Annotated in this window: 17 protein-coding genes; 16 read left to right on the plus strand and 1 reads right to left on the minus strand. The window is 34.5% G+C overall.

Going from position 1 to position 16,351, the window contains the following annotated elements:
* The first annotated feature begins 149 nt into the window (after positions 1 to 149).
* The 5 genes from LZP85_RS04020 to LZP85_RS04040 all read left to right on the plus strand — a co-directional run bounded on the left by LZP85_RS04020 (position 150) and on the right by LZP85_RS04040 (position 4,986).
* A complete protein-coding gene (locus LZP85_RS04020) occupies positions 150 to 1,751 on the plus strand; it encodes a lipase family protein (protein ID WP_234561999.1) in 1,602 nt (533 codons plus the stop codon).
* Positions 1,752 to 1,764: 13 nt separating this feature from the next.
* On the plus strand, positions 1,765 to 2,196 hold the full coding sequence (locus LZP85_RS04025) for a hypothetical protein (RefSeq protein WP_100347288.1): 432 nt from the start codon (positions 1,765 to 1,767) through the stop codon (positions 2,194 to 2,196).
* A gap of 232 nt (positions 2,197 to 2,428) precedes the next feature.
* Positions 2,429 to 2,920: a sigma-70 family RNA polymerase sigma factor gene (locus LZP85_RS04030; protein ID WP_234562001.1), complete on the plus strand. Its 492-nt coding sequence runs from the start codon at positions 2,429 to 2,431 to the stop codon at positions 2,918 to 2,920.
* A gap of 132 nt (positions 2,921 to 3,052) precedes the next feature.
* On the plus strand, positions 3,053 to 3,514 hold the full coding sequence (locus tag LZP85_RS04035) for a competence protein ComK (protein ID WP_061786672.1): 462 nt from the start codon (positions 3,053 to 3,055) through the stop codon (positions 3,512 to 3,514).
* Positions 3,515 to 3,666: 152 nt separating this feature from the next.
* Positions 3,667 to 4,986 carry a UDP-glucose dehydrogenase family protein gene (locus tag LZP85_RS04040; RefSeq protein ID WP_234562003.1) on the plus strand — a complete coding sequence of 440 codons (1,320 nt, stop codon included), beginning with the start codon at positions 3,667 to 3,669 and terminating at the stop codon, positions 4,984 to 4,986.
* Positions 4,987 to 5,005: 19 nt separating this feature from the next.
* Here LZP85_RS04040 and LZP85_RS04045 read toward each other — a convergent pair whose 3' ends face one another.
* On the minus strand, positions 5,006 to 5,461 hold the full coding sequence (locus LZP85_RS04045) for a VanZ family protein (protein WP_206833238.1): 456 nt from the start codon (positions 5,459 to 5,461) through the stop codon (positions 5,006 to 5,008).
* A 507-nt stretch (positions 5,462 to 5,968) separates the two neighbouring features.
* Here LZP85_RS04045 and LZP85_RS04050 point away from each other — a divergent pair.
* From LZP85_RS04050 to LZP85_RS04100, 11 genes are all read left to right on the plus strand, one after another.
* The gene (locus tag LZP85_RS04050) at positions 5,969 to 6,739 is read left to right on the plus strand and encodes a tyrosine-protein phosphatase (RefSeq protein ID WP_234562004.1); all 771 of its coding nucleotides are present in this window, start codon (positions 5,969 to 5,971) and stop codon (positions 6,737 to 6,739) included.
* A gap of 314 nt (positions 6,740 to 7,053) precedes the next feature.
* Positions 7,054 to 7,941, plus strand: a complete 888-nt coding sequence (gene galU / locus LZP85_RS04055) for a UTP--glucose-1-phosphate uridylyltransferase GalU (protein ID WP_234562006.1) — start codon at positions 7,054 to 7,056, stop codon at positions 7,939 to 7,941.
* Positions 7,942 to 7,956: 15 nt separating this feature from the next.
* Positions 7,957 to 8,622: a sugar transferase gene (locus LZP85_RS04060; protein WP_234562008.1), complete on the plus strand. Its 666-nt coding sequence runs from the start codon at positions 7,957 to 7,959 to the stop codon at positions 8,620 to 8,622.
* Between the two features lie 35 nt (positions 8,623 to 8,657).
* A complete protein-coding gene (locus LZP85_RS04065; protein ID WP_234562010.1) occupies positions 8,658 to 9,881 on the plus strand; it encodes an oligosaccharide flippase family protein in 1,224 nt (407 codons plus the stop codon).
* A 50-nt stretch (positions 9,882 to 9,931) separates the two neighbouring features.
* Positions 9,932 to 11,329, plus strand: a complete 1,398-nt coding sequence (locus LZP85_RS04070) for a capsular polysaccharide export protein, LipB/KpsS family (RefSeq protein ID WP_234562012.1) — start codon at positions 9,932 to 9,934, stop codon at positions 11,327 to 11,329.
* 13 nt (positions 11,330 to 11,342) lie between these two features.
* Positions 11,343 to 12,719, plus strand: a complete 1,377-nt coding sequence (locus tag LZP85_RS04075) for an O-antigen polymerase (protein WP_234562014.1) — start codon at positions 11,343 to 11,345, stop codon at positions 12,717 to 12,719.
* A gap of 23 nt (positions 12,720 to 12,742) precedes the next feature.
* Positions 12,743 to 13,480: a 3-deoxy-manno-octulosonate cytidylyltransferase gene (gene kdsB, locus LZP85_RS04080; protein ID WP_234562015.1), complete on the plus strand. Its 738-nt coding sequence runs from the start codon at positions 12,743 to 12,745 to the stop codon at positions 13,478 to 13,480.
* Entirely contained in the window at positions 13,468 to 14,292 is an 825-nt protein-coding gene (gene kdsA, locus LZP85_RS04085; RefSeq protein WP_234562017.1) for a 3-deoxy-8-phosphooctulonate synthase, read from the plus strand. The genes kdsB and kdsA overlap by 13 nt, the downstream gene beginning before the upstream one ends.
* Positions 14,293 to 14,318: 26 nt before the next feature.
* On the plus strand, positions 14,319 to 15,299 hold the full coding sequence (locus LZP85_RS04090; RefSeq protein ID WP_234562019.1) for a KpsF/GutQ family sugar-phosphate isomerase: 981 nt from the start codon (positions 14,319 to 14,321) through the stop codon (positions 15,297 to 15,299).
* A gap of 4 nt (positions 15,300 to 15,303) precedes the next feature.
* Positions 15,304 to 15,828 (plus strand): KdsC family phosphatase, encoded by a 525-nt coding sequence (locus LZP85_RS04095; protein WP_234562021.1) that lies wholly within the window; start codon positions 15,304 to 15,306, stop codon positions 15,826 to 15,828.
* Positions 15,829 to 15,848: 20 nt separating this feature from the next.
* Positions 15,849 to 16,301 carry an HIT family protein gene (locus LZP85_RS04100; RefSeq protein WP_234562023.1) on the plus strand — a complete coding sequence of 151 codons (453 nt, stop codon included), beginning with the start codon at positions 15,849 to 15,851 and terminating at the stop codon, positions 16,299 to 16,301.
* The last annotated feature ends 50 nt before the right edge of the window (positions 16,302 to 16,351 follow it).

The raw sequence follows: 16,351 nt of genomic DNA on the forward strand, positions 1-16,351 counted from the left end.
ACTCTGTGCTGAAGAAGTATTTGTACCACAAGCACTAATGAAAAGTAACGAAAATGATGTTACAATAATTGGTAGGAGCCCTTTCTTAAAGTGCAAAATAATCAATCCTTTTTATTTAATTGTATCATATTTGGAATATGGAGGTAAAAATGAAGAAAGTCACAAATAAAATGTCAGCTGAACAATATAATGAAATGTCTTCAAGTGCTTATGATATTACTCATTACAAAAGTGGGGCTAAAGTGGAAGTAGGTAATGAAGTTATGTACGTTGTAGATTATACTACTGACAATGAAAAGGGAACAAATGCTATAACTCTTGTTTCAGAAGAAGACTATTTCCGCTCTCAGCGTGGACAAAGTGTTGATAGAATTGAAAACATCTACATAGCCTACAGAGGATCAGAGCCCATGTCCAAAAAGCAATGGGGAAAAACTGTAGAGCAGGGAGTGGAGGATGATTTGGGTGCACAGCTTGCTGCACACCTGAAAGAAAGGTATCTGGTGCTGGATGGTATTGATAAAGTTAATGGATCAGTTACTGAAAAAGCCTCACAAATTAAAGGGTCAGAAAAGTATGCAGTTGAGGTGATTGAAGACTGGGTCAATCAAGACTTGAAAATCTTAATCGGACAGAAAAAGTTTGTCGACGTGAAAAACAGTCAGCCACAAGAAGGTAGTAAATATGCGGTTAAGATGCATGAGAAGTATAAAAACGCAGACGTTCGAGTAACCGGTCACTCTTTGGGCGGAACGGTAGCTTCTTACGTAGTTGTAGACAATGACTTTGTAAAGCAGGGCGTCACGTTTGAAAATCCAAATGCCTACGCTAATTTGACAAAAGATCTTCAAGAAAAAGCGAAAAACGGAGACTATCGCGAGCGCTTAACGGAATACATCAACTTAAATGACGGTCTTAGTCTACTGAATCGTCATTTTCCAGAGCTAGGAAAAGTCGTTGTGATGTGGGATAAACAGAAAGAATCGGTCAACATGACAGATACGCTAAGTGGAAATGTATTACGATCTGATACGATAAGAAGTACATTAATTGATAAATTTGGTTCAGATGTAGGAAACTTTCTAGCAGATCAGCTCGGTGATGTTGCAGATGAAGCAGATGAAGTGATGACAAGTAGCGTGAACGAGGGCTTACAATCACAGAATGCTAGTTTAAACTATAAGCTGTTTTTAGAAGCCGTTCTAGGCGGAAGTCATGGTTTAAATCGCTACAGCTTCCATAAGGATGGTTCTGTTATTACGCTGGAAGAGAAATTACATAATAATCCTGCTTTAATTTCGGCCATGCTTGCTCAGGCAGAGGGTGCGAATATGTCAAATAAGGGTGCCTCTGTTATTCTACTAAAGGTGTTTCTATTAGACTTCATTGCCAATAAGCTCACTAACCACATACTCAACTCTGCGAATGCCTTTACTCAAGCAGTTAAATCCATTGAACAACAATCCACTCAGGCAGCACTTGAAACAAAATCCTTGTTTGTAAATACGGTTGGGTTTGGTGAATATGATTTATTGTCAGCTGGTGACGTAGAAGAAGTATTTCAAGAATTGGCTCAGTCCCACGACAAAGGCGATGCACTATTCTTAGATGTCCAACTGTATGAAGAAGCCGTACAGTCAGCTGAAAAGCTTCAAGGTGAGGTTTCACAAGCGGGGGATTTTACAAGGTATTTAGTTAAAATGATGACAGAAAAAGATGAAACGCTGGCTGCTTCCATTGCAGCAAAGTAAGGGGGAATTATAAATGGAGTTTGCTAGAAAGCCAGATCATACTTCGCAACTACTTCAAAATCTTGTCACGAGAAACAGCCCTTCGGTGACATCACTAAACAGCTCCAACATTGACACAACAAATCTCGAGCCGGATGAAATTGAAGCATTATTAAGTCAAAGAAGAATGTTACAAAAAAAAAACCTTAGGCGAGCAATGAAAAATGCGATGTCTGCATCCCTTCAGCATACGAGGCAAGACGTACAAGCTCAGCTAAATGATATGCTTCATGACATCAAACACGAAGCGGCTAGCTGCAAAAGTTTAATCGAAGATAGCATGAAAGGTGAAGGGATTGATCAACTAGCGCTTGTTATTTCACTTGAACGAAGTAAGAACGTGGATGAAGCAGTTCCCACAGCGGTTTCTTCAATTGGCATTAAGAATTTATTCTTTTATAGATAATGAGTTACATAGAATGGAAAGCTCCGTGGCAAACCGCCACGGAGCTGTTTTTATTTAAGAACCCTTTACCATTACTACGCTTGTAGAATAACCTCACTATTTCCCGGGAAAGTGCGAATTATGTCTAGCTATCATTATTAAATTAGCCGAGTATTCTTTTGGTTTCGGTTTCGATAAAGTGAGTTTACCGGCGGAATACAAGAAAAAGCGCGCTTTTCAAAAGGACAAATCTATGAAATCTGTATCGTTTGAACAAATCGCAGAATCCTTTCATCCACTCATTGTTTCCATGATTCAAAAGTATCACATCTACAAAGAACAAGAAGAGTATTATCAACTTGCACTCATTGGCCTTTGGAAAGCTTACCAAAAGTTTGATGAAAGCAAAGGCTCGTTTTCGGCTTATGCTTACAGCACCGTGCGCGGCACCATTTTAATGGAGCTAAGAGCAAGCGTAAAACGAGACGAGCGAGAAGCGCTGACAGAAGATACGCTGTTGGTGATGCACCCAGACGATTCGCTTCCCGTGGCGCTGCAGTCGTCCATTATTAACGACATGATCCAACACCTCACGCCAAGAGAAAAGATTTATATTCTGGAATACCTATTAGGAGGCTATTCTTATAAGGAGCTTGCAGATAAGTACGGGGTATCAACAGGAGCGGTGAAAAACTGGGGGAAAACAGCTAGGAAAAAGTTGAAAGAGACGCTTCCGTATTTATAAGAGTAAGAAGCAGAAGGCGGTAGCTTTCTGCTTTTTTATAATTAAACTAATAATTATGAATTTTTAGTAAAAAATACTAGATTTTTACAACTCTTTTTTATAAAATAGTAAAAAAGTAAAGGGGTTGGTGAAATGGAAGTAAACGAAAACTATGTTATAAACGTTGACACAAAAGCGTTGAAGCCAGTTCAACACTTTCAGTACCAAACAAAAATTGTAGATGCGAAAGGTGAGTACTATTCCACGAAAACGTGCAAAGAACTACTCATGGAATCTTGCATTCAGCACCTCACAACCTTCGAGGGCGCACTATACGCCGTCAGAAAACGATTTGGCTTCACGAAAGAACCTCCGCTTGTCATCGATAAAGCCAACGAGCTCATTGTCATTCCGACAAAGTCTCCAACATCACATTTGTGCAGCTGGTATTTTCTATCCCATATCGACGTTACTCAGACGCTTTCTTCTTCGAAACAAGCTTCACAGATCATCTACTTTCACGATCAAACTCATCTTCCAACGTCACTTTCTCGGCACAGCTTAAAAGAAAAGCTATCAAAGGCTTTAACCGTACAGCACGATATTCGTAAGTAGTGGGTACATATTCGGTTGTATGGTTAGCTGATAGGTGCGGATTGCTAAGATTTTGTAAAGTTGCTTTCTAGACAGGAATGAGCATAGTTCATGATGCATTATATAAAGGGAACCATACGAGCAGTTAATTCATGAGCGAAAGGGTGTTTAAGGTGAAAATCGCGGTAGCAGGCACTGGTTATGTGGGGCTTGTCACGGGTGTATGTCTTGCCAAATACGGGCATTCTGTTGTGTGTGTCGATGTTGATCCGCAGAAAATTCTTTTGCTACAAACGGGAGTATCGCCCATTTATGAGCCTGAGCTACAGGAACTAATGACAGACCATAGAGATAAGCTGACGTTCACAACAAGCTATGAAACAGCCTACAAAGACGCAGACGTCATTTTCATCGGTGTCGGAACACCAGAACGAGCGGACGGTTCCGCTGATTTAACATACGTATACGAAGCAGCAAAGCAAATTGCGAAAAGCGTGACAAGAGACTGCGTAGTCGTCATTAAATCGACGGTTCCAATCGGAACGACCGATAAGCTAGATGAGTGGATTCAATCTCACCGAAAACACCCTGTCGAAGTAAAGGTCGCATCAAACCCTGAGTTTCTTTCCCAAGGCAGAGCGGTGCAAGATACGCTTTACCCGTCAAGGATTGTGATTGGAGTAGAAGATGAAAAAGCAGAACAAGTAGTAAGAGAAGTGTATCAACATTTTCATGCACCGCTTGTTATCACCAATCGAAAAAGCGCAGAAATGATCAAGTATGCATCGAACGATTTTTTAGCGCTGAAGATTTCGTTTATTAATGAAATTGCGAACCTATGTGAACGTATCGGCGCAGACGTAGAGGACGTAGCGAAAGGCATGGGCTTTGATTCTCGGATAAGCCCAGAGTTTCTACAAGCAGGTATCGGATACGGAGGGTCTTGCTTTCCAAAAGATACAAAAGCTCTTCACTGGCTAGCAAATTTTCACGACTATGAATTTAAAACAGTAAAAGCAGCAATCGACGTAAACGAAGCGCAAAAAATCAAGCTTCTAAAAAAAGTGCGCCGCTATTTTCCTAGCTTACGAGGGCTCACTGTTGCCGTACTGGGCCTTACCTTTAAACCCGAAACAGACGACCTAAGAGAAGCGCCTGCTCTTGTAAACATTCCGCTCATGCTAGAAGACGGCGCAACGATTAAAGTCTGGGATCCAGTCGCCATACCACATGTTAAAAAGCGATATCCAACCGAAATTACCTACTGTTCAAGTATCGATGAAGCGCTTAGTGAAGCGGATGTCTGCTTTATTTTTACCGAATGGAATGCAGTGAAAAAATTTCCGCTCAAGCGCTATTCTGAGCTTATGAGAACCCCCATTGTGCTAGACGGACGAAATTGCTATTGCTTGGAAGACGTGAAGAAAGAAAAGATGATTTATGACTCGATTGGAAGAGACGTTGTTCAGAATATGAAAATGGTATTTGTCTAAACGAAAAAGCGCAGCAAGATTACTCTTGCTGCGCTTTTTTTGATTTCTTAAATCGGTCATATAAATATAAAAACAACGCTCCGCCAATCGAATCAATGATCACATCAATAATGCGCCCATCCCGCCCTACGATAAATGCTTGATGAACTTCATCCATAAACGCAAACCCTGCAAGCAAGAGCCACGCAAGGACAAAGCGTCCTTTCATTTTTGGTAGGTTCCAATAGATTAACAGAGCTAGCAATCCAAAGAAAGAAAGATGAGCAATCTTTCGCAAAACAAACTCTGCATCAAACGCATATGTATACTGCGTGAAAAACTCACCGCTTGGGTCCAATATGGATTGAAGCGTAGCCGTGTGATCCCATACCGATTCATTTTGCCACGTGCCTGGGTCCGTCACCTTTAAGTGCGGCGTATGTGAAAAATTTGAAATGGCTAACAGTAAACCAATTAATAACACTCGTTTCAACATATAACTACGTCCTATTCTTTACCAGATTCTTTTATAGTAGGGAAAACAACAGGTAAATGCAAGAAAAATGGTGAGAATTCACACACTGATAGAACTATATCGAAAGACTTAATTATATAAGTCGGAAAGAAGTGGTTCTTTTTATTTACAAACGTCTTTCTTCTATTATAAATATGTAAACGCTGTCATTTTGATTCCTAGAAAAAATAGAGAGATATCTTGTTAAACCCTATAACAAAGCCGTTTGCATTTACATAATTCTTTTAGCAAAGGAATTTTTATGTAAAAACAGGTTGTTAGGACTATTTAAATAGACTATAATTTAGCCGTAGAGTTCGACAGTAACAGTAAAGCATAAGACCTATTTTAAGGGCGAAAAAAGACATGAAGTGACACAAAATCTGTATTCGATATTTTTCGACAAAATAATTCATTGAACCTGTTTTGTCGCTGTGATAACATTAAAAAAGATTTTCGGGACTTTGGAAGGATTGAAGGTGTAAAGAAATGATTGACATACATTGCCATATACTACCTGGAGTGGACGACGGTGCGCAAACGATTGATGACAGTATTGAAATGGCGAGACAAGCAGTTTCAGAAGGCATTCGTACCATCGTGGCAACGCCCCATCACCAGAACGGAAAGTACATAAATGAGAAACAAGACATTCTAGAACTTGTACAGCAGCTGAACAACCGCCTGCTAGACGAGAATATACCTTTAACTATTTTACCAGGACAAGAGTCTCGTATATATGGAGAGCTAGTAGAGGACTATCAGGCTGGTAAAATACTAACCCTAAACGACACGTCAAAATACGTCTTCGTAGAGTTTCCTTCTAGCCAAGTGCCGCGTTATACAGAACGTTTACTATATGACATTCAATCAGAAGGCTTAATGCCAATTATCGTTCACCCTGAGCGAAACAGTCGGTTAATTGAAGAGCCAGATCTACTTTATAACTTTGTTAACAAAGGAGCTCTCACTCAAGTAACTGCCGGTAGCCTAACGGGACGATTCGGAAAGAAAATCAAAAAATTCTCACTAGACTTAATAGAAGCCAATCTAACGCACGTCATCGCTTCAGATGCTCATAACGTATCGGGGCGTAACTTCTACATGGCGCAAGCAAATGACGTGATTGAGTCAGAGTTCGGTGTGGACATGCTGTATCTGTTCCAAGACAACGCAGATGCAATTGTGAAAGGAAATGCATGTTTTAAAGATTCGCCTGAGAAGGTGAAGGTGAAGAAGAAATTATTTGGGATATTCTAATCAAACTTGTGAGAAGGTTCTCATAAGTTTGTTGTTTTTATTTTAAAGATAACTTTTTGATATAGGAATTTTAACATGGTGATACCTCCTTACCATTATCAACGGAGGTACTCGGCTGTACTGTGGGTGGCGAAATACATCACCTTAGACACGACTGTTGTCAAGAGTATGGTGTGAGGGTGGGTTAGATGCCCTAATTTACTATAAATGTTTATGAAAAATCTTATATAGATTGAGCTTTTCCATAAGCATTTATTTATACACACAATAATGTACCAGTCAAAAAAGAAAACAAAATGAAAGAGGGAAATGCTATGAAAAAAGTACGAAAAGCCATTATTCCAGCAGCTGGTCTTGGAACACGTTTTTTGCCAGCTACAAAAGCAATGCCAAAAGAAATGCTTCCAATCGTAGATAAGCCAACTATCCAATACATAGTAGAAGAAGCAATCGAGTCAGGGATTGAAGATATTATTATTGTAACGGGTAAAGGAAAGCGCGCAATTGAAGATCATTTTGACTATGCTCCAGAGCTTGAAAATAACTTAATTGAAAAAGAGAAGTTTGAACTGCTTGAAAAAGTACGTCAATCATCAAATGTTGATATTCATTATATTCGTCAAAAAGAACCAAAAGGTTTAGGGCATGCGGTGTGGTGTGCACGTAACTTTATTGGAAATGAACCATTCGCAGTACTACTAGGAGACGATATCGTCCAAGCTGAAACGCCTTCACTGCGCCAATTAATGAACGAATATGAAAACACTTTATCATCTGTGATTGGTGTTCAAACAGTAGGTGACGATCAAACGCATCGTTATGGAATCGTTGATCCAATTTCAAACGAGGGTCGTCGCTACCAAGTTAACACATTTGTGGAAAAGCCAGCGCCAGGAACAGCACCTTCTAATTTAGCAATTATGGGTCGCTACGTGTTTACCCCTGAAATTTTTAAATTTTTAGAAGAACAAGAGATTGGCGCAGGTGGAGAAATTCAATTAACAGACGCAATTCAGAAGCTAAATGAAATTCAACGTGTGTTTGCGTATGATTTTGAAGGTAAACGTTTTGATGTTGGAGAGAAGTTAGGGTTTATTGAAACGACGCTTGAGTTTGCTTTGCAGCACGAGGAATTACGTAAAGATATTATTGATATTATGGAAAAATTGGTTGAGCGTGAAACGGTAAAAGCTAACCTATAGAAGAGGAGGGTTCGAATGGGACAAATTGCTGAACAAAAAAATAATACGAAATCTCAGATATACATAAATGAAAATATTTCGTATCTTATTTCTAAAAGAGCAATTGATATTATTGGCGCATTACTTGGGTTAATTGTTTTATCTGTTGTTTTCCTAGTTGTTGCAATTGCAATAAAATTAGAGGATCCTAAAGGGCCTGTTTTCTTTGGACAAACTCGTGTAGGTAAGAATGAAAAAGATTTTAAGATGTATAAATTTCGTTCCATGATAACAGATGCAGAATCTAGATTACAAGACTTATTAAAGCATAATGAAACAACTGGTGCGATGTTTAAAATGAAAAATGATCCTAGAGTAACTAAAATAGGTAGATTTATAAGAAAAACAAGTATTGATGAATTACCACAACTATGGAATGTACTAAAAGGTGATATGAGCTTAGTTGGGCCAAGACCACCGTTACCTAGAGAAGTAGCAGAATACACTACATATGATAAGCAACGCTTACTAATTCAACCAGGTTGTACAGGGCTTTGGCAGGTAAGTGGGAGAAGCAATATTGGATTTAGAGAAATGGTTCATTTGGATATTAAATACGCTGAGCAACGCAATTTTATTTATGATATGAAGATTATCCTGAAAACAGTATCTCTGTTATTCGGTTCGAAAAATGCATATTAAAATTAAATAAAGAATAATTGGAGAGTGGATGTTGTTTGTTAAAAGTAAGCAGTATAAACCTTCTTCTTAGAATTATTACTTTAGGTAGTAAATTCTTATTGATGATGAGTATGACAAAAGTATTAAGCCCAGAAGAAGTAGGGATATATGGTATCATATCCACTAGTATCGGTTTAGCAATTTATATAATAGGAATGGATTTCTATGTTTTTAATACCAGAGAAATCCTAGGAGCAAGTAATTTAAAAAAAGAAATACTAATTAAAGATCAGTTTGTCTTTCATTTGGTAAGCTATACTTTATTTCTACCTTTAATTGCAGTTATATTTTTAATAGACGTCATACCAGCAAAGTATATACTTGTCTTTTACATTATTTTAATATTTGAACATTTGTCACAAGAGTTTAATAGAATTCTTATATCTTTAGGTAAACCAATACTTGCTAATATAGCACTCTTCTTTAGAAGTGGATCCTGGGCATATATAGCGATTATAGCTTTCTTTACTTTTGAAGAAGCTCAAAATCTATGGGTAATATTTGTAGGTTGGCTTATTGGTGTAATTATTAGCAACATTTTAAGTGTTTATTACTTAAGGAATTTAGAATGGGAAGAAGTAAAAGCTAAAAGTTTGAATTGGAAGTGGGTAAGAAAAGGTGTTTTAATATCTTTTCCGTTATTTATAGGTAATATTTCCTTGAAGCTAGCAGAATATTTAGATAGATATTTTGTAACAATTTATCATGGTAATTCTATGACTGGTGTATATACATTTTATGGTAGCTTGTCTAATCTACTAGTTATTTTTGCTCAAACAGGTGTTATTACGATACTAGGTCCAAAAACAATAAAAAGTTTTCAAAATGAAGAATTTGAAATTTATAAAAAACATATGTCGAAGATGATAATAGGAGTAACAGCCTCAACAATATTAATTAGTTTAATTTTGGCATTAGGAATATTACCAATTATATCAATTATCGATAAGCCAATTTATGCAGAATACCTAAATGCGTACTGGATTTTAATTGTTGCATACGCATTTTCAGTCCTATCACTCTTACCTCATCAGGCATTGTATGTTAGGTATAAAGATAGGGTAATTATCTTATGTAGTATATTATCACTAGTAGTAGCATTAGTTTTAAATATAGTATTAACACCAAAGTATGGCTTGATGGGAGCCTCAATGAGTACACTCAGTTCCTTTGTATTTCTTTTTTTATTAAAATTAACCTTTGCTTTGAAATATACTTGACTACTAAGATAATATTAAAAATGATTTTAATTTATAATGAGGGAATAATAATGAGTAAAAGATGTTTATTTGTTCATGCGCATGAGCCAGATAAAGCAATATTTTTTAGCAGCATTTCTAAGTTTCTGAATGAAAAAAAATATAATTCAAAACACTTAGTATTTAATAGAGTAGAGCAGGCAGTTTATGATGAGTGTGGAATAAACAATACGATTTTTATGCCGAAATCTTTGAAGAATATGTCAACAGATTTAGATAAGTTTGATCAAAAAAAATATGACTTAAATGATCTCCTTCACTATACCTTAGAATTTAATAACCTTAATAATTTTTTGTATGATAAAGAGGAATTGTTTAATAATGCAAAACGCTATATTAACTATTTAAATTTAGTTCATAAGACTGAACCCTTAGATTTAATTATTAGTTGGAATAATACATTTATGTTTGACAGCTTAGCTAAGGCATTTGCAAGAGTCAATAACATTCCAACTTTGTTTTTTGAAGCAGGGATATTTAGGCCTCATACCATAACAGTGGATTCAAAAGGTGTAAATTATGGGAATTCAGTTGCTCAAGATATAGATTTTTATAGAAATGTTAATAGTGATACTGTTAGGCTGAATAATTTCTTACATCAAATTGAGCACCCTGAAGAACTGTATAAACCTGTTAAATATAATAACTTATCAAAAAAATCTAGAAAGTTTCTATTACAGCGAGCATATGACGTGTTTAATTGTCAAATTCTCAAAAGAGAATTAAATCTAAATATTATTTATGAGCCTTTTACTGATAAAGTAAAGCGTCAACTATCTAAAGGATTTAATTCTCTAAAAAGAAATAAAATGAAGGAGAGAACTAAATTACCGGATAAGTTCATTTTTATCCCATTTCAAGTTCATGATGATTCGCAAGTTATATTAAACTCAAAAAAAATAAACGATATGGATTCATTAGTAGAGCTAGTAATCGATAAGGTTCAGCAATACAATAGTAAATATGAAGAAAATTTTCATGTGGTTTTTAAAGAACATCCTGCTGATAAAAATAACATCCATTATGAGAAACTATATAATAGATTTAAAGAGTTAAGGAATGTAATGTTTCTTACAACAGGTAATACAAATGAGATATTAAAGAAAAGTCAAATGGTTATAACTATAAACTCTACAGTTGGAATAGAGGCTTTGTTACATTATAAGCCGGTAGTTACTTTAGGGAAATCGTATTACAATATTAATGAGATATGCTACCCTTGTCATGATCATAATAACTTACATGAGTATATTCATAAAGCTTTAAATTCTAATGTAAAAAAAGACTTAATTAATAAGTTTTTGACCTATTTAAGATTTCACTATCAAGTGGAAGGAAACTGGAGAGATGGAAGCTTCAATAAAGAGCAACTGTTAAATAAGATTAATGAATCAATGAAAGGCAATTAAAATGGGTGAGTAAATGGATTTTGTAGAAGTTTTTAATGGAGCACTGCGATTTAATAAATATTTAATCATATTAAATATAATGGTGATTATACATTTTTGCCTTTCTTACTATTTTTTGTGTATAAAGAGAGGGTTTAAAGTCGATTTTTGGCACTTAAATATATTTATAAGTTTTCTCTTACCATATATAATAATATACCCTTTTTCAGCATCATTAAAAAATCTCGATACAATAGGAAATGTTTTTCTTTTAGTTAGAGATAATGTAGATAAAGCGTATATTATTACTTTGATAGGCTATATCTTTGTATATTTAGGTTTATATTATCATGATTTTTCTTATAGAAAAACCATTATGTATTCTATAGTTGAAAAAACTAACAACATTACTAGTGAACTAATATATTTTAGTTTAAAAAACAAATACTTTTTAAAAATTTTATACATAGTATCAATATTTTTAATGACATATATTAGTTTAAAGGTAATTAGTAGCTATGGTTTTAGTTTCAACTTTCGATCTTATGTTATGGGAGATACCTCTTTAAGACCGTTATTTAATTTTGTAATGGTGTCTATGGTTCCATTTGTTGTGACTTTTATGATAATAAGATATCTGGATGTTAAAAAAAATAATATGTTACTTAGTTTATTAGTTTTAATATTCTTTCTATTCTTCAGTGGTTCTAGAACTTCTATAGTCTGGCCTATTTTAAATGCATTATTTATATATTTTATTGCTAAAAAATTAGAATTAAGACTTTTGAAATTGATAATATTCGGAGGATTTTCACTATTATTAATCTTGTATCTAGGAGACTTAAGAGCTGGAAACTACTCATTTCTAAACTCTATTAGTACATTTAGTAGTAAAATATTATACGGGAATAACTTTTCTGATATTAGAGACTTTGCATGGATATTAACCTATTGGGATGAAAACTATATTAATGGTAAAAGTTATTTAGCTGCTTTTTTTGCATTTGTCCCTAGAAGTATTTCTGAGCTAAGAGAGATTTGGTCTATTAGTGTATATACGAGTAATATGGTAGGTTTAGATCCAGATATACATGCGGGGCTGCGACCAGGTAAATTCGGAGAAGCATTCTTTAATTTTGGTTATATTGGAGTTGCAGCTATAGGGTTTATTACTGGTTATGTATTAAGATATACAGACGTAAAAATAAAAACCATTATAAATAGGCAACGCGATATAAATTATACTTTACTTTACTCAAACACAATACTTTATACTCTTATTTCGATGTTCCATATAACCTCATCATTCTGGAGGTTTTATATCATTGTATTTATATTGTTAACAGGATATATATTATTTAAAATTTCAACTGGTAAATTATTTAAAAATAAAAGTTTTAGTGGTTTATAAATTTACTAAAGGAGCAACGCATAATGAAAGTAATTGCTGTAATTCCAGCACGTTATGGTTCTAGCCGCTTTCCAGGTAAACCATTAGCATTAATTTCAAACAAGCCCATGATTCAACATGTTTACGAAAAAGTCAGTGGTGTCAAAAACATTGATAAAGTAGTTGTAGCTACAGATCATGAAAAGATTTATAATTTGGTAAAGTCTTTTGGTGGAGAAGCTATAATGACTAAGGAAACACATGAATCGGGTTCGGATCGTATGGCTGAAGTATCAATGAAAATCGACGGTGATATTTTTTTAAACGTACAAGGTGATGAGCCATTAATTAATCCTAAACTAGTAGAAGAAATTGTTGAACAATCTAAATTAAATACAGACGCAGTAATAACGGCTAAAAAGGTAATAAATGATTTGGAAGATATCTCAAATCCAAATGTTGTGAAAGTAATCAGTAACTTAAATAAAGATGCTATTTATTTCTCTAGATCACCAATTCCTTATAATCGATCTAATGATGAAATTATATATTATAAGCATTTAGGGATTTATTGTTATCCGAAAGATATACTGCAGAATTTTGTAACCCTACCTAAATCTAATTATGAACAAACAGAAATGTTAGAACAACTTAGGCTTTTAGAGAATGGGTATAAAATTAAAGTTTTAGAAACTAATTATGAATCTATTGGAGTTGATACTCCTGAAGATATTAAACGAATCGAAAAAATATTGGAGGAAAATAATATATGTCAAAAATAGTGAAGTTAAATGATGAAATTATATTTGGTGGTAATAATCCATTTGTACTAATTGCGGGTCCTTGTATGATTGAAAGTGAAGAATTAGTTTTTGAAACAGCAGGTGCTATTCAAGAAGTTGCTAAAAAGTTAAATATTCCTTTTATATTTAAAGCATCTTTTGATAAAGCTAATCGTTCATCTATTTATTCAGATAGAGGACCTGGTATTGAGAAGGGATTAGAGATTTTATCAAAAGTAAAAGAGACATTTAATGTGCCTGTTACATCTGACATTCATGATGTATCGCAAGCTCAAATGGCTGGAGAAGTTCTAGATATTATCCAAATCCCTGCATTTCTATGTCGCCAGACTGATTTACTAGTAGCGGCTGCTAAGACAGGCAAAATTGTTAATGTGAAAAAAGGTCAATTCTTAGCACCATGGGATATGAAAAATGTTGTAGTGAAATTAAAGGAGTCAGGTTGTGAGAGAGTCTTGCTGACAGAGCGAGGAAGTACTTTTGGATATAACAATTTAGTAGTAGATATGCGCTCCTTACCTACTATGAAAGAGCTTGGGGCTCCAGTTGTATTTGATGCGACTCATAGTGTTCAAATTCCTGGAGGAAACGGAACAAGTACAGGTGGTAAGCGTGAGTTTGTTCCATATTTATCAAGAGCTGCAGTAGCTACTGGTATAGATGCACTATTTACTGAAGTTCACCCTGATCCTGATAACGCATTATCTGATGGACCTAACATGATTAAATTAAATGAATTAGAAGAGGTTTTAAAGCCAATTAAAGAAATAGATGAGATTATTAAGCGATAAGTAAAGAGCTTGAAAGGAGTTATTAAATGTCTTCTTTACATTTGAAATTAAACTTTAAAACCACTATTGCTGACGTTCTTGATACGGAAGCCCAAGCCATTTTAAGTAAAAAAGATTACTTAAGTGAACAAATTAATGAATGTGTAAACTTTATTGTAAACTGTACAGGTAGAGTAATTGTAACTGGGATTGGAAAATCAGGGTTAATAGGGAAAAAAATTGCCGCAACATTATCTAGTACGGGGACACCCTCGTTTTTCTTACATCCAGCTGAAGGTTTACATGGAGATTTAGGTATGGTAACCAAAGATGATATTGTACTAGCCATTTCTAATAGTGGTGAAACTGAGGAAGTTTTAAAAACTATACCTTCTATAAAAAGAATTGGAGCTAAGATTATTAGCTTAGTTGGAAATATTAACTCGACTTTAGCAGATCGTTCTAATTTAGTATTAAGTTATGGAATTGTAGAGGAAGCTTGTCCATTAGGGCTTGCTCCCACTACTAGTACAACCTTGACTCTTGTAATTGGTGATGCACTAGCTATTGCGTTATTAAAAGCTAGAAACTTTAAAGCTGAAAATTTTGCACTTTTTCATCCAGGTGGAACCCTCGGAAAAAAATTATTATTAACTGTTGAGGATATTATGTTAGTAAATAATCGAAACCCAATTGCAAAAGAAACTAGTAAAGTTAAAGATATTATCTTTAAAATGACAGAGTATGGGTTAGGGGCTATTAATATTGTCAATGAGAATCACGAGTTAAAAGGTATTTTAACAGATGGTGATATTCGTAGAGGTTTGGCTAAAGAAAAAAACATTTTAGATGAAAAAGTAAATGCGTTATACAATAAGAAGCCAATTACTATTCAGAAACATTTGTTAGCTGCAGAGGCACTGAAAATCATGGAAGATAGTAAAGTGAATGTATTACCTGTTATTGATAACAATCAACAACCTATAGGTATGATTCATATTCAAGATGTAGTAAAGATGGGGATTTAATTTGATGAAAAAAATTAAGCTGATTGTATTAGATGTTGATGGTGTAATGACTGATGGAAGCTTGTACCTTGGAACAAATAATCTTGAGTATAAAAGGTTTAATGCTCAAGATGGTATGGGTATTACTTTGGCACATTATGCCGGTATTAAAACAGCTATAATTACAGGGCGACAGTCTGAATCTGTCGCTATGAGAAGTAAAGAGCTTAAAATAAGTTATGTATTCCAAGGCATTAGTAACAAGCTAGAAGTATTAGCTAATTTGGTAGAGGAAATAAATATAAAAATGGAAGAAGTCTGTTATATGGGCGATGATATCAATGACATTCCAATTTTAAATTGCGTTGGTATTTCCTGTGCTCCTAGTAATGCTGTTGATATAGTGAAAAGTTCAGTTGATTTTGTTACACAAAAAACTGGAGGCAATGGTGCCGTAAGAGAAATGATAGAAAAGGTATTAAGTAATGAAACCAACTTGGAGAAACTAATTAACGATTTTTTATTTAATGACCAAAAAGTTATTCAGTAAGAGAGGATTTAGTTAAAAAGATGAAAGAATGTCTTATATGTAGAGAACAATATGTCAACAATCCTTATGTAATTCATGAAACTGAAAATATTATAGTGAAACATGGACCCTTAACTGTACCTGTTAAGGGTTATTTTTGCATTCAATTTAAAAGACATGTAGAAAATTGGAGCAATCTAACTTTTGAAGAACTTTCTGAGCATATTTTCGCATTAAAAACATTAGACAAATTTTTGCACGTATCTATAAAAGCTGATCGTGTGTATTCAGTGACGATTAGTGAAGTAGTAAGGCATTTGCATACGCATGTTATTCCTAGAAATGAAGATTCGAAATTAAAAGGTTTAGATTTAATCAAGCAAGTTACAACGAGTAAGGCCCATGAATCAGAAATGTTAAATAAAACTGAAATTATTAGATTTTTAGATCAAGCTAAAAGCTTTTTTAAAGAAGAATCTAATATTACGAAATGAAGAATTTAAGGAAAATTTATTTTGTTTTTAAGTTCTGAACAGGAGTAATG

It is taken from the genome of Priestia flexa (genome assembly GCF_021441905.1).
Taxonomy (GTDB): Bacteria; Bacillota; Bacilli; order Bacillales; family Bacillaceae_H; genus Priestia; species Priestia flexa.